This is a genomic window from Archangium sp. (assembly GCF_036277355.1).
Taxonomy (GTDB): Bacteria; Myxococcota; Myxococcia; order Myxococcales; family Myxococcaceae; genus Archangium.
The window spans coordinates 11784-31391 of sequence record NZ_DASUNC010000085.1 but is presented as its reverse complement, the minus strand read 5'-3'; the positions used below and the strand labels follow the sequence as shown (position 1 = coordinate 31391).

General features: G+C 70.7%; 17 protein-coding genes. 10 read left to right on the top strand and 7 right to left on the bottom strand.

Going from position 1 to position 19608, the window contains the following annotated elements; all coding sequences use genetic code 11:
* Nucleotides 1-2: 2 nt before the first annotated feature.
* Nucleotides 3-791, bottom strand: coding sequence for a lysophospholipid acyltransferase family protein (locus VFZ09_RS22730; RefSeq protein ID WP_329729748.1), 789 nt, complete (start codon nt 789-791; stop codon nt 3-5).
* Between the two features lie 239 nt (nt 792-1030).
* On the opposite strand from VFZ09_RS22730, the gene VFZ09_RS22725 reads away from it, so the two are divergent.
* Genes VFZ09_RS22725 through VFZ09_RS22715 form a run of 3 tightly spaced genes read left to right on the top strand, consistent with a single transcriptional unit; the run spans nt 1031 to nt 4563 of the window.
* The gene (locus tag VFZ09_RS22725) at nt 1031-1645 is read left to right on the top strand and encodes a deoxynucleoside kinase (RefSeq protein WP_329729747.1); all 615 of its coding nucleotides are present in this window, start codon (nt 1031-1033) and stop codon (nt 1643-1645) included.
* On the top strand, nt 1642-2814 hold the full coding sequence (locus VFZ09_RS22720; RefSeq protein ID WP_329729746.1) for a hypothetical protein: 1173 nt from the start codon (nt 1642-1644) through the stop codon (nt 2812-2814). The genes VFZ09_RS22725 and VFZ09_RS22720 overlap by 4 nt, the downstream gene beginning before the upstream one ends.
* Nucleotides 2815-2847: 33 nt before the next feature.
* Nucleotides 2848-4563, top strand: coding sequence for an FHA domain-containing protein (locus VFZ09_RS22715; protein WP_329729745.1), 1716 nt, complete (start codon nt 2848-2850; stop codon nt 4561-4563).
* Nucleotides 4564-4566: 3 nt separating this feature from the next.
* Here the strand turns inward: VFZ09_RS22715 and VFZ09_RS22710 are convergent, their stop codons facing one another.
* Nucleotides 4567-5478, bottom strand: coding sequence for a DMT family transporter (locus tag VFZ09_RS22710; protein WP_329729744.1), 912 nt, complete (start codon nt 5476-5478; stop codon nt 4567-4569).
* A gap of 229 nt (nt 5479-5707) precedes the next feature.
* Here VFZ09_RS22710 and VFZ09_RS22705 point away from each other — a divergent pair, with 229 nt between their 5' ends.
* Together VFZ09_RS22705 and VFZ09_RS22700 are read left to right on the top strand one after the other, a co-directional pair.
* Nucleotides 5708-6625 (top strand): pseudouridine-5'-phosphate glycosidase, encoded by a 918-nt coding sequence (locus VFZ09_RS22705; protein ID WP_329729743.1) that lies wholly within the window; start codon nt 5708-5710, stop codon nt 6623-6625.
* Nucleotides 6626-6777: 152 nt separating this feature from the next.
* Nucleotides 6778-7173 (top strand): TerB family tellurite resistance protein, encoded by a 396-nt coding sequence (locus tag VFZ09_RS22700; RefSeq protein WP_329729742.1) that lies wholly within the window; start codon nt 6778-6780, stop codon nt 7171-7173.
* Nucleotides 7174-7246: 73 nt separating this feature from the next.
* Here the strand turns inward: VFZ09_RS22700 and VFZ09_RS22695 are convergent, their stop codons facing one another.
* On the bottom strand, nt 7247-7603 hold the full coding sequence (locus tag VFZ09_RS22695) for a hypothetical protein (RefSeq protein ID WP_329729741.1): 357 nt from the start codon (nt 7601-7603) through the stop codon (nt 7247-7249).
* Between the two features lie 222 nt (nt 7604-7825).
* On the opposite strand from VFZ09_RS22695, the gene VFZ09_RS22690 reads away from it, so the two are divergent.
* Both VFZ09_RS22690 and VFZ09_RS22685 read left to right on the top strand, forming a co-directional pair.
* Nucleotides 7826-8452, top strand: coding sequence for a hypothetical protein (locus VFZ09_RS22690; RefSeq protein ID WP_329729740.1), 627 nt, complete (start codon nt 7826-7828; stop codon nt 8450-8452).
* A 510-nt stretch (nt 8453-8962) separates the two neighbouring features.
* On the top strand, nt 8963-9781 hold the full coding sequence (locus tag VFZ09_RS22685) for a hypothetical protein (protein WP_329729739.1): 819 nt from the start codon (nt 8963-8965) through the stop codon (nt 9779-9781).
* Between the two features lie 21 nt (nt 9782-9802).
* On the opposite strand, the gene VFZ09_RS22680 is transcribed toward VFZ09_RS22685, so the two are convergent.
* Nucleotides 9803-11950, bottom strand: coding sequence for a transglycosylase SLT domain-containing protein (locus VFZ09_RS22680; RefSeq protein ID WP_329729738.1), 2148 nt, complete (start codon nt 11948-11950; stop codon nt 9803-9805).
* A gap of 401 nt (nt 11951-12351) precedes the next feature.
* Between VFZ09_RS22680 and VFZ09_RS22675 the strand changes: the two genes are divergently transcribed.
* Nucleotides 12352-12585, top strand: a complete 234-nt coding sequence (locus VFZ09_RS22675) for a hypothetical protein (protein ID WP_329729765.1) — start codon at nt 12352-12354, stop codon at nt 12583-12585.
* 54 nt (nt 12586-12639) lie between these two features.
* Here VFZ09_RS22675 and VFZ09_RS22670 read toward each other — a convergent pair whose 3' ends face one another.
* The 3 genes from VFZ09_RS22670 to VFZ09_RS22660 all read right to left on the bottom strand — a co-directional run bounded on the left by VFZ09_RS22670 (nt 12640) and on the right by VFZ09_RS22660 (nt 15453).
* Nucleotides 12640-14145: a CAP domain-containing protein gene (locus VFZ09_RS22670; RefSeq protein ID WP_329729737.1), complete on the bottom strand. Its 1506-nt coding sequence runs from the start codon at nt 14143-14145 to the stop codon at nt 12640-12642.
* 2 nt (nt 14146-14147) lie between these two features.
* Complete coding sequence (locus tag VFZ09_RS22665; RefSeq protein WP_329729736.1) at nt 14148-14441, bottom strand: DUF721 domain-containing protein; 294 nt, start codon at nt 14439-14441, stop codon at nt 14148-14150.
* Between the two features lie 94 nt (nt 14442-14535).
* On the bottom strand, nt 14536-15453 hold the full coding sequence (locus VFZ09_RS22660; protein ID WP_329729735.1) for a type VI immunity family protein: 918 nt from the start codon (nt 15451-15453) through the stop codon (nt 14536-14538).
* Nucleotides 15454-15894: 441 nt separating this feature from the next.
* Here VFZ09_RS22660 and VFZ09_RS22655 point away from each other — a divergent pair, with 441 nt between their 5' ends.
* Nucleotides 15895-18525 carry a carboxypeptidase regulatory-like domain-containing protein gene (locus VFZ09_RS22655; RefSeq protein ID WP_329729734.1) on the top strand — a complete coding sequence of 877 codons (2631 nt, stop codon included), beginning with the start codon at nt 15895-15897 and terminating at the stop codon, nt 18523-18525.
* A gap of 164 nt (nt 18526-18689) precedes the next feature.
* A complete protein-coding gene (locus VFZ09_RS22650) occupies nt 18690-19568 on the top strand; it encodes a GGDEF domain-containing protein (protein ID WP_329729733.1) in 879 nt (292 codons plus the stop codon).
* Nucleotides 19569-19608: the final 40 nt, after the last annotated feature.

The following is a 19608-nucleotide window of genomic DNA, read 5'->3' as shown; positions in this document are numbered from 1 at the left end:
CCTCAGGAGGCGTTGCGGCGGGACGGCGCGTTCCCCTCGACTCCGGCGGCGGCGGTGGCCCTGTCGGGATCGCCTCCCTTGCCGCCCAGCTCGAGGCTCTGCTGGATGATGACGTCGCGCACCGCCCGGGCCAGCCCCTCGCGGTCATCCTCGTCGAAGCCCGTGGTGTCGATGGGCTTGCCAATCTTCACGTACACGGGGCCCGGCTTGATGTTCCACGAGTTCTTCGGCATCACCGAGCCCGAGCCCTCGATGGTGATGGGCACCACCGGCACCCGGCTCTTGAGCGCCAGCGCGAAGGGGCCCTTCTTGAAGGGCAGCACGCTGCCGTCGTCCGAGCGCGTGCCCTCGGGGTAGAGGAACACGCTCGTGCCGGCGCGGATCTTCGCCGCCGCGGCGTCCAGCGAGGCGATGGCCTTGTCGCGCCGGCTCCGGTTCACGAAGATGTGCCCCGCGAACCACAGGTACCAGCCGATCAGCGGCACGTACTTGAGCTGGTGCTTGGCCACGTACCGGAAGTTCACCGGCACCGTCACGAAGTGGATGGGGATGTCCAGCGTGGACTGGTGGTTGGACACGTAGATGGTGGGCCGCTTCGGGTCCACGTTCTCCTGGCCCGTCACCACCACCTTCGCCCCTCCCGCCGCGATGAGGATGGGCGACCACAGCCGGCGCGCCACCCACACCGTGGCCCCCGGGTTCAGGGTGACCAGCGCCACCACCACGGTCATGGGAAAGAAGATGGCGGTGGCGACCACCGCGACCACCATGCACAACAAGTTGCGGAGCATCCTGGAAACCCTCGTCAGCGTCCTACGGGCAGCCCACCACGGCGCGCCGCCCGGTGTCCCGCCAAAAACGCCCGAACAGCGGGGCCGCCCACACCTCTTCCAAGGTGCCAGCGACCGCCCGCACGCTCGCGCGCCCGGCGATGGGAGGGGGTGGGACGGGTGGAGACATGAAGGCCCGTATCTAGCATGCCACCTTGGTTCTGGTGTGCGCCGCCCGGTGGGGGTACAAGCGCGGTGCTTTGGCCAAGAAGAAGTTCATCGCGATCGCGGGCAACATCGGAGCCGGAAAGACGGAGCTCACGTCCTTCCTCTGCCGGAAGTACGGCCTCACCCCCTTCTTCGAGCCCAACGAGGAGAACCCCTACCTCGCTGACTTCTACAAGGACATGAAGACCTGGGCCTTCCGCTCCCAGCTCTTCTTCCTCACCGCCAAGTTCCGCCTCCAGCGCGAGCTCGAGCGCTCGCCCGGCACCGCCCTCCAGGACCGGACCCTCTACGAGGACGCGGAGATCTTCGCCAAGAATCTCCACCGCCAGCGCTACATCGACAAGCGCGACTGGCAGATGTACTGCAGCCTCTACGAGACCTTCGCCCAGACGCTCACCCCGCCGGATCTGATGATCTACCTGCGCTGCCCGGTGAAGACGCTGCGCCAGCGCATCCGCCTGCGCGGCCGGGAGATGGAGCAGGACATCCCCACCGCCTACCTCAACCGCTTGAACGCCCTGTACGAGGAATGGTTCAGTGGTTACAAGATGTCCCCCGTCCTCGTTCTCCCGACGGATAAGCTGGACTATCTGACGAACCTGGTGGACCGCGTGGACCTCTTCCGACAGATCGAGAAGCACCTGTGATGGAGGTCTATCTCGTCGCCATCTCGCGCGCCTCGCCCGTCCCGATCGACGAGCTGCGCGGCGCCTTCGAGTCCGAGGAGATGGGCTTCACCACCGCCCCCGACGGCCACGGCTTCACCGTGGAGGCCGAGGAGTCCCGGGTGGAGATCGTCTTCGAGCAGCGGTCCGCTCCCGCCGAATGGACCCCGGACATGTTCTCCGGCAGCGAGCCCGCCCTGGAGGCGCTCACCCGCGCCCAGGCCTTCTACCGCTTCGCCTTCGAGACCAGCTCCACCCAGCCCACCGTGCCCGTCTTCGTGGCCCTCATGTGCGCCCGCATCGTCCTGGCCCACGTGGAGGGGGTGCTCGTGGACATCACCTCGTCCAAGGTCCACGAGTCCGAGGACGTGGCCGAGATCACCGAGCTGGACTTCGACATCCGCGACCACGTCAACCTCCACGCCGTGGAGGTGATCGAGGGGGAAACCCCCCTGTGGGTGCACTCGCACGGCATGGAGAAGTTCGGCGCGAGGGACTTGGAGATCTTCCACCTGGGCGAGCAGGACCTGCTGCCCGCCGAGGCCTTCCTCCACGAGCTGTGCACCGACCTGGCGTTCGGCCAGGGGCCTCCGCTGCGCAAGGAGATGGGGACCAGCGAGGGGCAGACCTTCATGATGGTGCCCTCGGAGGAGGCGCGCACCAACCTGCTCGGCGTCCCCCTGGAGGCCTTCGAGGGCCATGAGGGGCTCTTCCTCACCGTGGTGTCGCCCCAGGGCCGGCACAACACCGCGGAGCTGCTGCGCCCCTTCCGCGAGCGCTTCGCCCAGGAGCCCACCGCGCAGACCGAGTCCATGCACCAGGAGGCCCAGGCCCACCTGCCCGCCTTCAAGGCCCGCTTCCTGCGCCGCGGCCTCATGGAGCCGCTCACCTTCGTCGTGCGCGCCCCCTTCGAGACCCACCCCGAGGGCAACTCCGTCACCGAGCAACTCTGGTCCGAGGTGCTCTCCTGGGAGGAGGGCATCATCGTCGGCCGGCTCGTGGACGGCGCCGTCCACACCACCGAGTGGCGCAAGGGCGCCCAGGTGGAGATCGCCGAGGCCGATGTGAACGCGATCGCCCTCAGCCGCGAGGGACGTACCCTGGAAGAGGACGAGGTCCGCGCGCTCCTCAACGCCGAGCGCCCGATGTGAGCAGGGCGGTGGTACCATCCGCCGCCGCCCGCCATGCCCGCCCTGCTGCTCCTCTCCGGCCCCTCCGCCGGCCTGCGTTTCGAGATCCAGGCCGAGGCGACGATCGGCCGCAGCCCCTCGTGTGAGATTCCCCTCCCCGAGGACGACCACGTGTCCCGCCGCCATGCACGCTTCTTCGTGCAGGAGGGACAGGTGCACCTGGCCGACCTGGGCTCGCGCAATGGCACCTCCGTCAATGGCGAGCGCGTCTCCGGCGAGGTGCTGCTCCACCCCGGAGACCGCGTCCAGGTGGGCAAGACGACCGTGCTCGTCGAGCCGCTCGGCGCCGCCTCGCTCGCCGGCACCGTCCCCGAGGGCACCAGCCTCCTGCACGTCGAGGAGGTGCTGCCCCACGTCGGCACCGAGGCCGCCCTGTACTCGGCGGGCGCGGCGCTGCTGGGGGCCACCAGCGAGGCCATGGTGCTGCGGCGCATCGCCGAGGCCTCCCTCCATGCGCTGCATGCCGACGCGGCCGCGGCCCTCCTCGGCGACACCCAGGGGCTGCTCACCGCCGCCGTGGTGGGCAAGCCCTCCGTGGAGGTGCCCCGTGACATGGCTCGCGCCACCCTGGAGCACTCCGAGCAGGGCCGCGCCGCTGGCGTCCTGTGCTCGCCGCTCGTGGCCTCGGGCGGGCTGCCCTTCGGCGTGCTCTACCTGGAGCGCTCGGAGCCGGACTTCTCCGATGCCGACGCGCGGCTCGCCGCCATGCTCGGGCGGCTCGGGGGCGAGGCCTACGCCGCCGTGCGCTCTCGCGCGGGCACCCAGACCTGGCAGTTGGTTCGCGTGGACATGGCCGGCAACTCGCGCCCCTTCCGCAAGGTGGTGGAGCAGGCCCGCCGCGCCGCCGCCAGCGCCGCCCCCGTGGTGCTCTTCGGCCCGCCTGGCGCCGGCAAGTCCCTCTGCGCCAGCTACATCCACGCGCGCTCGCCCCGCGCCCTCGGGCCGCTCGTCCGCGTGGACTGCCGCGACCCCGCCTCCTCCCTGGAGGAGGTGCTCCTCGGGCGCTCCAGCGTGCCCGGACAGCCTCCCGTGGCCTCCGCCCTGCTGCGCGCCGATGGCGGCACGCTCCTGCTGCACCACGTGGAGCTGCTCCCGCGCCCCCTCGCCGAGCGGCTCGCCCGGTTGATCGCCCGGAAGACGGCTCCCGCCCTGCAAGGGGGCGAGGAGCCCGTGGACGTCCGCCTCATCGTCACCGCGAATGCCTCGCTCCAGGCGCTCGTCCTGAAGGGCGAGGTGGATGCCTCGTTCCTCCGGCAGCTCGCCGGACTCGAGCTGGCCGTTCCTCCGTTGCGCGAGCGGCGCGCCGACATCCCCATCCTCTTCGAGCTCTTCGCCGCCCGCGGTGCCCGTGCCATCCGCATGGAGCCGCCCGTGCTCGACCCCGACGCACGCCAGCTCCTCCGGGACTACGAGTGGCCCCACAACGTTCGCGAGCTGGAGCTGCTCGCGGAACGGCTCGCGCTGGTGCACGCCGGCACGCAGGTGCACGCGCTGGCGCTGCCTCCGGAGATCCAGGCCGGGAGTGCCTCGCCTCCCCAGCTGACGCTGCAGGAGCGCGTCTCCCGGCTGGAGCGCGATGCCATCGCCGAGGCCCTGCGCACCGCCGGGGGAAAGAAGATCGTCGCCGCGAAGCTGCTCGGCATCAGCCGCCCCACGCTCGACAAGAAGATCGAGGACTACGGCCTCACCGTGTCGCGGCGGCGCGCGTGAGGCTCAGCGCCTCCGGCTCACCAGCACTCCGGAGATGACCAGCAGCGCGCCCAGGGCCTGCATCCACGTGGGCCGCTCGCCTCGCACCAGCCACGCGGTGAGCGCCGCCACCACCGGCGTTCCGCTGTTGTAGATGGCCGTCCGGCTGCTCCCCACCTCCTGCACGCTGCGGCTCCACACCACGTACGCCAGCACCAGCGGGATGAGCGCCGAGTACACCACGCCGAACCACGCCCCCGCGCTGATGCTCTCCACCTTCAGCGCCATCACCGACGGCAGCCCCATCAGCACCACCCCGGGCGCTCCGGTGATCATCGAGAGCGCCGTGATGCGCAGCGCCGACACCTCGGGGCCAATCGTGCGGATGCCCACCGTGTAGAGGGCCCAGCACAGCGAGGCTCCCAGAATCAGGAAGTCTCCCTGGCGCGTCGATGCGTCCAGCTCGGGCCCTCGGGCGCTGACGATCAGCAGCATGCCCGGTATCGCGAGCAGCAGTCCCATCGCCAGCGGCCGGCGGAGCTTGTCCACCCCCAGCGCCGCGCCCAGCAGCGCCGTCACCACCGGCGTGCCCGAGGCGAGCATCCCGCTGTTCGCCGCCGTGGTGTGCGCCAGGCCCATCACGAAGCAGAACTGGTAGAGCGTGTTGCCCACCAGCCCGAGCACCACGAGCTTCAGCAGCGTGGCCCGGGGCAGGGGCTTCCAACCCTCGCGCGCGTGCAGCACCACCGCCATCGCCACCGCCGCCAGCCCGAAGCGCAACGCCATGAAGGCCATCGGCGGGAAGGTGCTCAGCGACTCCTTCACCACCGTGTAGTTGGTGCCCCAAATGATGACGACCAGGACGAGGGCGAGATCCGACAGGGAGAACGCGCGAGGGGCGGCCGGGGAGGGCACGGCGGTGGTGGTGGTGCTCAAGGCGAGGGCGGCATACCGCCAGCCGTGCGTGCTGGCAATGCTCCCGCGCTCCCAGACTCAGCGGCCTCTCCGGAGCAACACGGCGCGTCCGTCCACGTTGAGTACCTGTGCTCCTCCCGCCAGCTCCGCCAGCGGCTCGTCCCACGCCTGACCGGCGCCCAACGCTCCCCGGGAGGCGCCGTGTCTCCGTGCTTGTCCTGCCCTCGGGCCCGTGGCGTATATGCCCCCCATGGAACTGCGTTACTCCGAAGAGGTCCGGCGCGCGAAGGAGCAGGGCGTGCCGCTGGTGGCGTTGGAGACGAGCGTGGTGGCGCAAGGGCTGCCCTACCCGGACAACCTCGGGGCCGCGCGCGCCTGCGAGGAGGCCGTGCGCCGCGCCGGTGCCGTGCCCGCTCCCATCGCCGTGGTGGATGGTCAGGTGTTCATCGGACTCGAGGAGTCCCAGATGCGCCGGCTCGCCGAGGGCCGTGAGCGGCTCTTCAAGCTGGCCTCGCGAGATCTCCCCGTGGCCATCGCCCAGGGCGCCACCGGAGGCACCACCGTGAGCGCCACCTGCGAGCTGGCCGCCGCCGCGGGCATCCGCGTCTTCTCCACCGGTGGCATCGGCGGCGTCCACCGCGGCGTCGCCGAGCACATGGACATCTCCCAGGACATCTGGGCCCTGGCTCGCTTCCCCGTCGCCGTGGTGTGCGCCGGCGCCAAGTCCGTGCTGGATCTCCCCAAGACCCTGGAGGCCCTGGAGACCGCCGCCGTGCCCGTCATCGGCGTGGGCTCCGATGAGCTTCCGTCCTTCTACAGCCGCTCGTCCGGGCTGAAGCTGGAGCACCGGGTCGACGACGCCACCGCGGGCGCACGCATCCTCCGGGCCCGCTTCGACACGCTGGGGCAGGGTGGCGTCCTCTTCACGGTGCCTCCTCCCGAGGAGACCTCGCTGCCTCGCGCCGACGTGGAGCTGCACATCGCCGCGGCCATGGCCGAGGCCGATCGGCAGGGCGTCCGCGGCAAGGCCGTGACCCCCTTCCTGCTCTCCGAGATGGCTCGCCGCACCAGTGGCAAGTCGCTGCGCGCCAACCTCGCGCTCCTCGCCAACAACGCCCGCTTCGCCGGGCAGCTCGCCGTGGCCTACGCCCAGGCTTCACGGGGCTGAGCCGCCGTCCTCGTCCGAGCGCGGGTGGCACACCTCACCGTGCCACGTTTGCGCTCCAGGACGCATGCACCTGGATCGGGCGCAGCGTCACTGCACGTGGGACCCGGCATGGCGGTTGCTTCTGGCCTCGGAGCACGGTGGCTGGCCGGGAGATGGATCCGTCGTACCTGGAGGAGAAGTTTCCGCACGCCGAGCTGTTGCGGCGGGCGCTCTTCCTGGGCGGGCTGCTGGTGGCGCACGCGCACCAAGGCGTGTCCGAGCGGGAGGTGCAGGCGCTCTCGGCGCTGCTCGGCTCGGAGAACGTGGGGGCGCTGCCCTCCGTGGACGCCGCCCGGCGCGAGCTGAAGGACGTGGTGGCGCGGGTGCGGCAGGACGCGCCCCCGCTCGAGCGGGCCCGGCTGCTGCAGCACCTCACGCTGGTGGCGGCGGCGGACGGCGACGTGGCGCAGGCGGAGTTCGTGGAACTCCAGGGGATGGCCGAGGCCCTGGCCGTTCCCCTGTCGCTCGTCGACGAGACGCTGCGCGGAGCGGCCCACCCGCTGGATTGAAGTCATTCACGAGCGCCGTCCTCGCCTGGACCCCGGGAGAGGGCGGCGCGTGAGGTCGCCCCGCGAGGCGGCTCTACTCCTCCCCGCTCCCGCCCTTGCCCTTGCCTTTCCCGTGGCCCTTGCCTTTCCCCTTGCCTTTGCCCTTTCCCCCGCCGCCGGCCCCTTCCTCGCCAACGCTTTGCGTCCCGGACGGAGCAGGCTCTTTGCTCAGGGTGTCGGGCGTCTTCTCGGTGCCCGTGTTGGTTCTGGACGTGCCAATCTCCTTCGGAGCCGGGGCCGGGGCAGGAGACTTCGTCTCGCCGGTGCCCGTGTTGGTTCTGGGCGTGCCAATCTCCTTCTGGGCCAGGAGGACAGGAGACTTCGTCTCGGCGGGGTGAGCGGCCAGGGCGGTACCGGCGATGAATGCGAAGGCGGCGATGAGCTTCTTCATGCGGGGGCTCTCCAGGTTCGGACAGGGACGGGGCGCGACATGCGGCCGTCATCTCGAGCGGGAGCATCCACACCCGGTTGCCGCCGCTCGTGCGCGATCCTGCCACGAGGCCTCGACGTGTTCGAGTGGGCGGCGGACACGTCATGGACACGTCAGGGGCAGTGGGCCACGTGCTCGGGCCCCAGGTGGAGTACCGGCCCCGGGTGTTGATAGACAGGAGCCATGAACCTTCCTTCCCTTCGTGCTGTATCGCTCGTCGCGGTGTCCTTCCTCTTCGCCGCGGGCCTGACGGGCTGCAACGACGAGGTCAGCTCCGATGAGCAGGCCCGCCGTGCGTACCTCGGGCTCGACAAGTCCGTGGAGAAGTCCCTGCAGCTCGGCTTCGCCGGCTTCAACGCCGCCACGAGCGCGAACATCCCCGCCCAGACGGCCAATGGAGACGCCTCGGGAACGCTGACCATCACCGGGCAGGTGGACCAGGGGTCGTCCTCGAACAAGGGCATGCGGCTGCGCGTGGGGATGGCCACGTACTCCGACGGCGAGGTCACCCCGGCCGAGAATGAGAAGCCGGTGGAGATCGCCTACCAGACGGTCACCGATACGACGATGCAGCCGGAGCTGACGCTCTCGCTGCGCAACATCCCCAACGGCACCTTCACCGGGACGCTCGTGGGCACCTTCCAGATGGACGGGGACCTCGAGGGCGAGGTCACCCTGAACCTGACCATGTCCGGGCAGATCGAGGACGACGGGACGGGCAAGGTGCGGCGCAAGGCGGGGAGCACCACCATCACCGGGACCGCGAAGTCCGGCGGTGATGGCGAGTACCAGGTGAACGTCACGCTGTGAGTTGACGGGCTCGGAGCCGCCCACTCGAGAGCGCGGCTCCGCTTCGTCAGCGTTTCATTCCACTCCTCATGCCAGTCTTGCTTTCCGGCAGGAGTGCGGAATGAGCGTTCTTCGCGTTGTCTCGCGAGCCTGCGTGACCGCCATCTTGGAGCGGTACCTGGCCTCGCTCGAGGCGCCGCGTGCGAGGGAGACGCAGTTGCAGGGCCTCGGTGGCAATGCGCCGGGGTTGAAGGCGGATGGACGGACCGCGGGGGGCTGGCGGTTTTCCTCCTGGTGCTCCTGGCGGCCCTCGGCGCTCATGCGGCACCGCCCTCCTTCACTCTTCCAGGCCGCAAAGAGCAGGCGATCCGAGCCGCTTATGAAGGCGGCGAACGCCCCGCGGGCTTCCAGGGCCAGGTCTACCTGCCGGTGGATTGCCGCTGAGCGAGCGGGAAACATCCGCCGCCCTCGGAGTGCGCGAAGTCGCGAGCGCTTGAGGCGCATCTGTCCGCTGTAGTAGGGCGCAAGGCCATGACCTCGGAACAGGCTCCGGTGCTCGAGTTCCCAGCGTGGCTCTATGGCACCACCGCCGCCATCCTCCGCAAGGCGAGAACCGAGGGCCGTTGGTGGGCCCGGGAGTACCTCGAGACGGGTGCCTTTCCCCAGCCCCGGCGGATGCGGCCGGTGTCACCCGGGGAGGTGTTGGTGATGCACGCGGGGGCCGAGGATTTCGACTGGGCCCACCCGCGCTGGCGGGTGCACCTGTTCGCCGAGGTCTCCACCCACCTGGACGAAGGCGTCCAAAAGGAGAAGCGCCAGCGCATGGAGGGAGTCTTTGAGTCCTTCTGCCTGAACACCCCTTGGGGGGCGCTCCACCATGCCGTGTCGCCGCCACCGCCGTGGAGTGCTGCGCGCATGGCGAATCGGCTCGCCTCGCTGCTGCGCTTCTGGGAGGTACTCCAGGCGCCTCGCTACGCCTTGTGGTCCGGCAAGAAGTACACGCTGGAAGAGCTCATGGAGGACCTCTGGCGCAAGACGCTGGAGGCCTGGTGCCCTGGAGGTCCCCTTGCTGTCCGCGAGCACCTTGCCCTCACCGTGGAGCGTATGGCTCACGCCACCCGGGAAGAGTGCCAGGAGGCCGTGCTCCGGTTGATTCCTGTCCTCGTGGAGGGAGACAACGACTTGAAGCACCCCGAGGTGCTCCGCGACCCGGGCTTCTTGCGCGAGCGCCTCCGCGCGCTTCCGCCGGAGAAGTTCGAGGACGTCTCCAGCGCCGAGAAGTACTCGGTGGCCGCGCAGTTATCCGCCTGGGACAGGGCGTTGGAACAGGCTCGACGCTCCACCGAGTAGCACCGTTGCCTGGGGAGACGCTCAGAAGCTGACGCCCTCGGTGGCGGGGGAGGGGACGGTGAGGGAGAGCCGCTGCGTGGCGGCCTCCTTCCCGTAGAAGGACTGGTAGAGGTACAGGTCCGCCAGCACCTGCTTCACGTACCCGCGCGTCTCGCGGAACGGAATCTCCTCGACGAACAGATCCAGGGGCAGGGCGCCCTTCTCCTTCACCCACTTCACCGCCGCGTCCGGGCCCGCGTTGTACGCCGCCGCCGCGAGCGCCGGATGCGAGAAGCGCTTCATCAGCTGCGACAGGTACCACGACCCGTACCGGATGCTCAGCGACGGCGAGAACAGCTCCGCGGGCGCCGGCTCCGGCTCCGAGAGCTTCTTGGCAATCGCCCGCGCCGTCGGCGGAATCACCTGCATCAGCCCCCGTGCATCCGCGGCGCTCGCCACCTCGGGGCGGAACGCGCTCTCCCGCCGCATGATGGCCCACACGAGAAACGGGCTCACCTGGTAGCGCGTGGCCTCGCTCTCCACCGCGTTGGCGAAGGCGCGCGGATAGAAGGCCGCGAGCGCCTCGGGCACCCGCGCCCCGAAGGCCCGGCCCCACAGGTGTCTCGCCGCCACCGCGTGTGCATGTCCGTACTCACCCAGCCGCAGCAGCGCGTGCGCGAACGTCAGCGCCTGCTCCTGGTTGCGGATGCGCGAGGAGCGCGCCTGCACCTCCTCGGCCGCGTCGCTGAACAGTCCCGCTCCCGTCAGCGCCACCGCCAGCTTCAACTCCGGCGGTACCTCACCCGACTCCAGCTGCTTGGGCGCCTCGGGGAAGCCCGCGGGCGGCTGTCGGCCCAGCTCCCGCAGCCGCTCCGAGGCCAGCAGCGCGTAGTACGAGTTGGGCGCGGTGGTGATGACGGCCTCGTACGCGGGCCCGGTGACGTCCGCCTTGGCGCCCTCCAGCTCATGGCTGCGCGCCGACCAGTAGCGCGCCTGCGGCACCAGGCTGCTGCGCGAGAACGTGTCCACCAGCGTGTCCAGCACCTCGCGCGCCTTGCCGTACTGCTCCAGCCGGATGTGCGCCAGCGCCCGGTACCACAGCGCCTCGTCCCGCTTGCGCGAGCCCGCGTGCCGCTGGTCGAACGCCGTGAAGGACTTCACCGCCTCCTCGAAGCGACCGGCCTGCAAGTCCAGCCAGCCCACGTAGAAGCCCGCGTCGTCGGCCACGCCCTCCCTGGGCCACGTCTTCTCCACCGCGGCCATCAGCTCGCGGGCCTTCGCGTTGTCGTCGCTCTTGAGCGCGCGGCGCGCGGTGACATAGGCGGCCTCGGCGGCCACCGGGGGAGGCCCCTGCCGCGCCACGGCCAGCGCCTGCTCCGCCTCCTCGCGCTTGCCCGTGGCGTACAGCGCCTGCGCCCGCACCAGCGCCACCTGCGCCTTGTCCTGCTTCGTGCGCGCCAGCTTCGCCGCCTCGGCCTTCTCCAGCTCCGCCAGCGTGCGCTTCGCCTCGTTGGCGTCCAGCAGCCCACGCGCCCGCTGCAGGTGCTCGGCGAGCGTCAGCTTCAGCGGCGGCTTCTGCGCCTCGAGCTTCGCCAGCGCCTCGTCCCCGTACGGGTGCGCGGGGTAGCGCAGCGCCACCGTCTTCAAATCCGCCTTCTCGCCCGCGGCATCGCCCGCCGCCTTCCGCGCCTGGGCCCGCTGGTAGAGCAGCTCCGCCGACGGCTCCTCGGTGGCGGCGAGCTCCAGCGCCGGAGCGGCCTCCTTCGCCTTGCCCGCGGCCAGCAGTGACTCGCCCAGCCGGGCCCGCGCTCGGGACAGCAGGGCCGGCGGCCCCTTGTCCACGGCCCGCTGGAAGGCCTCCGCGGCCGCCGCCGCGTCTCCCGCGTAGAAGTGCGCCTGGCCCTGGTAGTACGCCAGGTAGGGCTGGAGCGGCTCGGACACGGCCGCGCCCGTCAGCAGGGTGCGCGCCTCCGCCACGTCTCCCTCGGAGAGGGCGAGCGTCCCGGCGAGCAGGGCGAGGCGGCCCTCGTCGGCGCACTTGGTGCTCCTACAACCTTCCAGGTCCTGTCGGGCCAGGGTGCGCGCCTCGGCGCGGTGCAGCCGGACGGCCTCCAGCGTCGCCGGGGACTGTGCCCACGCCCCCGTACCCACCACCACCGTGAGGAGCCCCGCTCCCGTCCAGCGCCGCATGTGCATCTCCTTTTTCGCTCCCTTCGAGAAAGCGAAGGGGCGGAGAACCTCGGGCCTTGCGCACTCATTCCCACCCTACATCCACTCACCAGGACAGAAAGCGCTTGCTCAGGGTGCGGTTTGACAGCCGGGCCGACAAGCCCTAGATCGGCCACCGCGACGACAGGACCAGCTGTTCGGCAGCTGTCAATTCATTCGCTGCCGGTATTCGTGAAATGAGTGTTACTGCTCTTGAACGGTCCTGGCCCGTTGCGTCAAAAGGGGGCGCTTCCTAGGTTGTGCGGCCGTTTCATCCGCATGACCTGGAAGGTTGCCGAAGTAGGTGACCGCGCGTTCCGGGCCGATGTTGGCTCCATGCGTTCGGGGGGGAAACAGCTGTAGAGGGAGGGCTCCGTTCCATGCTGAAGCCGTGTCCGAGTGATCTGCCGCAGACCATCAACCCCGAGGCTGGCCCGAAGCGGGCCGGTGTCGAGACGCACCGCAATCTCAACTGCAACTACTACGACAACTGCCTCGACGAGGCGGTGCGCCGTGGGTGGCAGTCGTTCACCTGCGTGAAGTGCCCGATGAACCAGCAGGTGGCGCCGCCGCAGATGGGCATTGAGGCCTACGCCACGCAGCGCCGCGCTATCTGAGGCGGCAAGCCGTCACGTGCGGATGGGCTCCCGGCGGCTGGCCGGGAGCCCCGCTCAGCGGGTGGCGGCGTAGATGATGACCATCCAGTACTGCCCCGGCCCGTAGGTCCTCGAGTCTCCTCGGACGACCCCCACGCCCACCTGCGTGTTCTTGCGGTCTCCCAGACTCTTGGAGTCCGGAAGCAGGGAGGGGCTCTCCGCCACATAGAAATCCACCGAGGCGCTCTTCGCGGATTCCAGCGCGGAGAAGACGCGGTCGTGCACCTTGGAGCCGGGCAGTTGCACGCGGGGCTGGTCCAGCTCGAGCGCGCGCCGGGCATGGTCCAGGGCAATCTGTTCCAGCACGGGGTTGCGCTCCAGGGCCGGCAGGCCGCGCGAGGCGCGGTGGGTGGCGAGGGCCTGGTAGGCCTCCTCGCGCGGGTTCTTCGCGGCGGTGGCCGGGGTGACGGTGGAGGAGAAGACCTCGGTGAGCAGGACCTGGTCGCGCCCGTCCACCTTCTGGAAGGTGACGCCGATGCCGGCATGGGTGAACTGGGTGCCGAGCAGGTTGCTGCGGTGGCCGGGGCTGTGCTCGATCCCGAAGTGGGCGGAGAGGGGACCGGAGGCCATGCCGAGGTTCTCGCCGGCGGTGCGGTACTGGGAGCCGGCGGCGGCGAGGCGGCCGCGCAGGTCCGCGCCATCCGGGGCCACGTGGGCGAAGAAGCCCTCGCGCGCCATGCGCTCGCTGTAGGCCTGGGCCACGCCGTTGAGGGTGTCGTCGAGGACGAGCGGCTGCACGCCATGGGCGCGGCGCAGGGCGTTGATGCGGGCGAGCACGGCCTCGCGGGCGTCCTCCACGGTGGTAGGCTCGACGATGCGCTCGCGCTTGCCGCGCGCCTGGGAGGCGCCCACGTCCACGAGGAAGAGCGAGGCGACCTCGGGCCCGCGCTCGCCGCGGCCGATGAGCTCCACGGTGTAGCGGCCGTCGGTGGGGAAGAGGAGGCGGGTGCAGAAGGAGGGGCCGGACTCGCGGGTGAGGGGAGGGCGCTCCACGCGGCCATCGGGGAGGGTGACGTAGACCTCGGACCAGCGCAGGGGCGGCTCGAGCTGGCCGCAGAGGCTCTGGCCGGTGCCGGGTTTCTCGAAGGTGCGGGGGAAGCGCTGGAGGGAGGCCTTGCGCTCGGCGAGCAGCACGACGATGGCGGCGCGCTCGCCGTCCACCGCGGCGCCCACGCCCACGTGGGAGGCGGGCTCCTGGTTGAGGTCCTTGCGGTCGAGCAGGGTGCCCACGGCGTGCTCGCGCACGGAGGCGCGGACGACATAGGAGCGGGGGCTGGGGTCGGCGCCCCCGGCGTCGCTGACGGCCTCGGTGAGGGCGAGCAGCTCCACGGCGCCGGAGGGGCTGTCATCGAGCGCCTCGCGGGCGAGCCGGCGCGCGGCCTGGGTGAGGGAGGGATCGGCCTGGGGGACACGCCGGCCCACGCGCTCGAACTCCTGGAAGACGTGGCGCGAAGCCTGCTGCTCCATGGCGGTGGGCGAGGGAGAAGCGGCCAGGAGGAGGCTGAGGGCGAGGGCGAGCATCGCTAGTCGAGGCGGAAGACGAGGGCGGACACGGCACCGGCGCCGAGCCGGGAGTTGAGCTGCTCGATCAGCGAGGCCTGTTGGCGGGACAGGGTGTGGGCCCACTCGGCGCTGGCCACGGTGACCACGAGGGTGCCTCCTTCGAGGGAGTGGGGCCGGGAGTGCTTGGAGATGTGGGGCCCCACCGAGGCGTTCCAAACCGGGGCGAGGGCCCGTCCCTTCCCGGACTGCTCGGCCAGACGGGCGAGGACGCGGGGGAGGAGCTGGTCGAGGGTCTGCGGATCGCGCCGGGCCATGGGAGGCCAATCATCGGCCGGGGGGCGGGGGGATGCCAACGGGGGAATGCAGGGCACGGGTGTCGGCCGGGTGGTGCTTGCCGCCCCGCCTGCCTTACGGGTGTGCCGGGTCGAGGAACCGGCGCCACCAGCGGCGCCACTCGTCTTCCTCGGAGGCCTTGCCCTGCCTTCGGAGGTGGTTCCAGGGAAATGGCTCCAGCCATGGCTCCAGCACCCGTGCGAGCTCGTGGTAGGCGGGGAGGGGTTGCCCCTGCTCCAGGTCTCCTGCTTCGGGCTCTGGCCCCAGGGTGACGACAACACGCTCGTCGTCCAGGGGCCGCACCTCGGTGGCGGGGGACTGGAGCCGGGCGCGAAGAACTTCGGCCCCGCCCAGCTCACCCAGCACGGGTTGGCCGAGGAAGTTCATCCAGTGGACGCCGTCCACCCGGGTTCCTGGCTGACTGTGAATGTTGGCGTCGCGAAGGTCGAAACCGGGATGACGGAAGATGAAGGGGCGCAGGACCTCGAGGCGGGGCAGACCTGTCGTCGCGATGTCGAGTGCGAGCCCCGTGTGCCCGGAGGCGAAGGGGAGCCGGGAGGCCATGTCGAGGGCGAGCTCACGCACGAAGTGGGCACCTCTCTCCTCGAGGTACTCGGTGGGCAGCGTGGCAAGGAGAACACTGGCCCTGATGGGGGAGGCTTCGCGCCAGGGAATCCGCGCGTGGTAGGTGAAGGAGTAGCCGCTGTCCTGCTCGCCGTAGATGCCGAAGTAGGGATCCGCGCCGTCCTTCAGTGGGGAGAAGGCCTCGTCGCGCGTGGAGTCATCGGCATATCGGCGCTCCTGGGGATGGAGGGTGGCCCGAATGAGCTCCCATCCCCGCTCGCCGAGCTTCGACGGCTCCCAATCGCAGCACGTGTACTCGAACAAGGCGCTGGGGCGCCCCTCCACGGCTCGCAGATAACTGTCGAGGGCATGCGATACCCCCGCGGCGATGTCGAAGTTGTCGCGAGGGACGAAGAAGACGATGCGCACGATGTCTCGTGCGATGAGGCGGTCCCACGCATGCTCGACGGTCCCTGACTCGGGAGTCCATGACGTGTAGGGGATGGGTCCCGGGATTCGAACGCGCGGGTAGGTCGAAGTCATCGGCTCACCGCGAGAGCGAGCAGGTGCCGCACAGGTCGCCGGGCTCGCGCCCGGGGCAAGTCAGAGTGAAGAGAGGACACCGCACACTCCAGGTCATGTCGCGACGACGCGTGCCGGAGTTACACGAGGATGCGGCTTCCTTCGAGTCTGTGGGCCCGGGTGGGTCTACTGGGGGGGAACAGGGCGGCGTTGTCGTGGGTGGAGGGGTGTTCAGGCGTGCAACCTCGCGGAATCCGGGCCAGGCACGGAACTGGCTAAGAGGAAGGCGCGACCTCCGCTTGACAGGCCCAAGGGGAGCCGCTTCCCTCGCCCTGACTGGAGCCGCCGATGAACCCCCCCCTTCGTCTGGCGCTATGCGCCGTCCTCTTGTCGTTCTCGAGTCTCTGGACCGCCTGCGGTGACGCCGGGCCCTTGCCGGAAGCGCCGGTGGACACACCGCGCACGGATGCGTGCCAGGTGGATCAGGACTGCCCGGATCCGGGGCTCTTCTTCTGCGACACGGTGACGTCCACCTGCAAGGCGGCCTGCAAGACGCAGGAGGACTGCACGGCGGCGAAGCGGGGCCAGTACCGGCTCGCGGAGTGCGATGGCAGCGCGCTGGGCTGCCGGTGTGACAGCAACCGGTGCGTGGTGGCGCAGTGCTCGGCGGACGCGGAGTGCGCGGCGGCGGGGCAGGTGTGCCGCAACGGCGGGTGTGGGCCGGCGCCGGAGGCGAGCGCGGTGGCGGCGTGCCGGGTGACGCCGGACTTCGTGGTGGGGAGGGAGGGGACGTTGGCGCGCTTCTCGGTGCTGGCGATGGACGCGGCGGGCCGGGCGGTGGTGGTGCCCTCGGGCGCGGCGTGGACGGCGCTGGACGAGAGCGTGGTGGTGGAGGGCGGAGGCACGGGCGTGGAGTCCGCCTTCGTGCTCTCGGCGGTGACGGAGGGCGCGAGGGAGTCGGTCCAGGCGCGGGTGGGTGGCGCCACGTGCTCGGCGCGCGTGTCGGTGCTGGGGGCGGCGGTGGTGCCGGGGCAGCTGCGCGCGGTGGTGAAGGACGAGCTGACGGGCCGTCCCATCGCGGGGGCGGCGGTGGTGGTGGCGGATGCGGCGGGGGCGGTGACGGCCACGGCCCAGACGGACGCGAGCGGCGTGGTGACGCTGGCGGCCCCGGTGGAGGCGGGGAGCGTCTCCGTGTTCCACGAGGACTTCGGCTACCTCACGGTGGCGCACGAGGGCGCGGCGGGCCCGAGGGACCTGGCGCTGCCGCTGCGGCGCAACCCGACGGACCGGTACGGCGGGTACAAGGGCACCTTCCGGAACATGCCGGTGAGCGCGGACATGCACACGGGGCTGGCGGGGCTGTCGGCGCCGGACGCGGTGACGGACGTGTCGGCGTCGCTGCTGGCGGGACCGGTGCGCGAGGTGGCCTTCACGATGGGCGGCCAGGCGCGCGAGGCGACGCTGCCGGCGGGGGCGTACGTGGTGCTGCCGGGCAGCACGCTGGCGGTGACGGACGTGTCGGCGCAGGGGCTGGCGGGCGTGTGCGGCGCGGCGCCGGAGGGCTCGGCCAGCGCGGAGGAGGCGATGGCGGCGGGGGCGTGCGGCACGCGGACGGCGTGGGCGCTGGGCGGTGACATTCCGCTGAACGCGCTGCCGCTGGTGTCGGGCGGGACGGTGGACGTGGGACAGCTGCTGGCGCAGACGATTCCGCTGCTGCGCACGTTCAGCTCCTCGGTGGTGCGGGACGTGGAGTTCCGGCTGAAGGAGACGCCGCCGGACCCGGACACGGGCGCGCCGGACTATCGGGACCAGGCGCACTTCGTGACGGTGGACCACGACTTCAAGGAGGACCAGCGGATGGGGCTGGGCTTCCAGTTCGCGGTGCGGGTGCCGGCGCTGCCGAGCTACCGGGGGTACATGGACAGCGCGGCGGTGCTGGGCGCGGTGCGGGTGCCGGGGCGGGGCGTGGTGCCGCTGGGCCTGGGCATGGGGGTGAACACGAACCCGGCGGATCTCAACACGGACACGCAGGTGGGCCTGCCGGCACCGGGACTGGTGAGCGTGCGGATGGCGCCCGCGCACCACGGGCTCGAGGGCAGCCCGTACGAGCTGATGATCACCGCCTCGTCCTCGGCGGCCAGCCGCGACGCGACGGCGGGAGCGGCCTCCAGCGCGCTCATCCACCGGACGCTGCGGAAGCTGCCGTTCGATCCGAAGGGAACCACGCCGGTGGTGGTGGCCGGGCCCTTCCTGCCGGTGCCGGAGGGAGCGCGCTACAACTACAACCGGGTGGCGGGGAGAGGACTGGAGGGCCGGCAGCTGCGCTTCCTCGGGGAGCCGGAGCTGCCCGCGGCGACGGTGCTGCGCGCGGTGTTCACGAACCGGGCGGAGCGCCGCTGGGTGGTGCTGATGGACGTGGCGAGGGCCTCGACGGGCGTGCGGCTGCCGTTGCCGCCCGAGGGCTTGGAGGATCGGACGTACTACGGGGACACGGTGGGCTCGCGCTCGCCGATGGGGATGCAGGCGCTGGTGGTGCGCCGGACGGGGACGTCGGCGGGAGCGGCGGTGAACCTGCACGGACTGGTGGAGGCGGATGGGGTGGACCTGGAGCACCTGGGCGAGCTCACGGTGGCCTGGTCGGCGCTGGACCAGGGGCGGCCGCTGGTGACGTGGCTGGAGCCGGAGGAGGACGGCCAGAGCGTGACGAAGGGCTCGAAGGTGAAGGTGCGCGTGCTGGGCTTCCGGGTGGGAAGCGGCCCCCTGGACGAGGGCTCGGTGCGGCTGACGTTCTCGGGAGGCACGGGCTGCGAGGGCTCCACGGTGAACGGGTACGTCGTCGAGGGCCGTGGTGAGGTGGAGTTGCAGTTGCCCACGAGCTGCACGGGAGCGGGGGTGCAGCTCAACGCGACCCTGGTGGACCCGGAGGGAGTGGAACTGAGCCCGCCGGTGACGAGCCAGCGCACCGTGACGATCAACTGATCCCCTCTCTCAACTCTTGAGACCGATATCCCCTCTCCCCTCGGGAGAGGAGCCCCCCGTCGTTCAAAGGGGGGGCAAGCCCCCCGGGGTGAGGGTGCCCGGGCCCCGGGTTGGACCCTGGCGCTGGCTCCCGGGGTTTTCCGGGTGCTACCGTCCTCTCCGGTATGGCGCAGAACGAGACGGTCGTCACAGTCATCTCGAAGATCTCGGAGCGGCCGGTCGATCACGACGCGGCGCTGGTGGTCATCTACGGCCTGGAGCTGGGCCGGAAGTACGACCTCTGCAAGGAGGAGACGCTGATTGGCCGCTCCGCGAAGGCGGAGATCCAGGTGGATCAGGAGTCCATCAGCCGCAACCACGCGTGCATCGCGAACACGAGGCGTGGGGTCTTCATCAAGGACTTGGAGTCGACGAACGGGACGTTCGTGAACGACGAGGCGGTGAAGGGCGAGAAGGCGCTGCACAACGGTGACCTGGTGAAGATCGGGCGGACGATCTTCAAGTTCATCGAGGGGGGGAACATCGAGTCGGCGTACCACGATGAGATCTACCGGCTGACGACGATGGACGGGCTGACGCAGATCTACAACCGGCGCTACTTCGAGGAGGCGTTGGAGCGGGAGGTATCGAGGTCGCGGAGGTACGAGCGGAGCCTGGCGCTGGTGATGTTCGACGTGGACCACTTCAAGCAGGTGAACGATCGGTACGGGCACCTGGCGGGGGACTACGTGTTGAAGCAGCTGGCGTCGGCGCTGAAGACGAAGATCCGGCGGGAGGACGTGTTCGCGAGGTACGGCGGGGAGGAGTTCGGGCTGCTGTTGCCGGAGGTGGACGAGGCGGGGGCGGTGCTGCTGGCGGACAAGGCGCGCAAGCTGGTGGAGAAGCAGCGCTTCGAGTTCGACAGGAACGTGATTCCGGTGACGATCTCGCTGGGGGTGGCGGTGCTGGCGCCGGAGCACCGGGGCCTGGAGGACCTGAAGCGGGCGGCGGACACGAAGCTGTACGAGGCGAAGGCCGCGGGCCGCAACCGCGTGTGCGCGTGAGGCGGCCCTTTGTTGTCTATTAGTCCAGATGGAGTCTCCT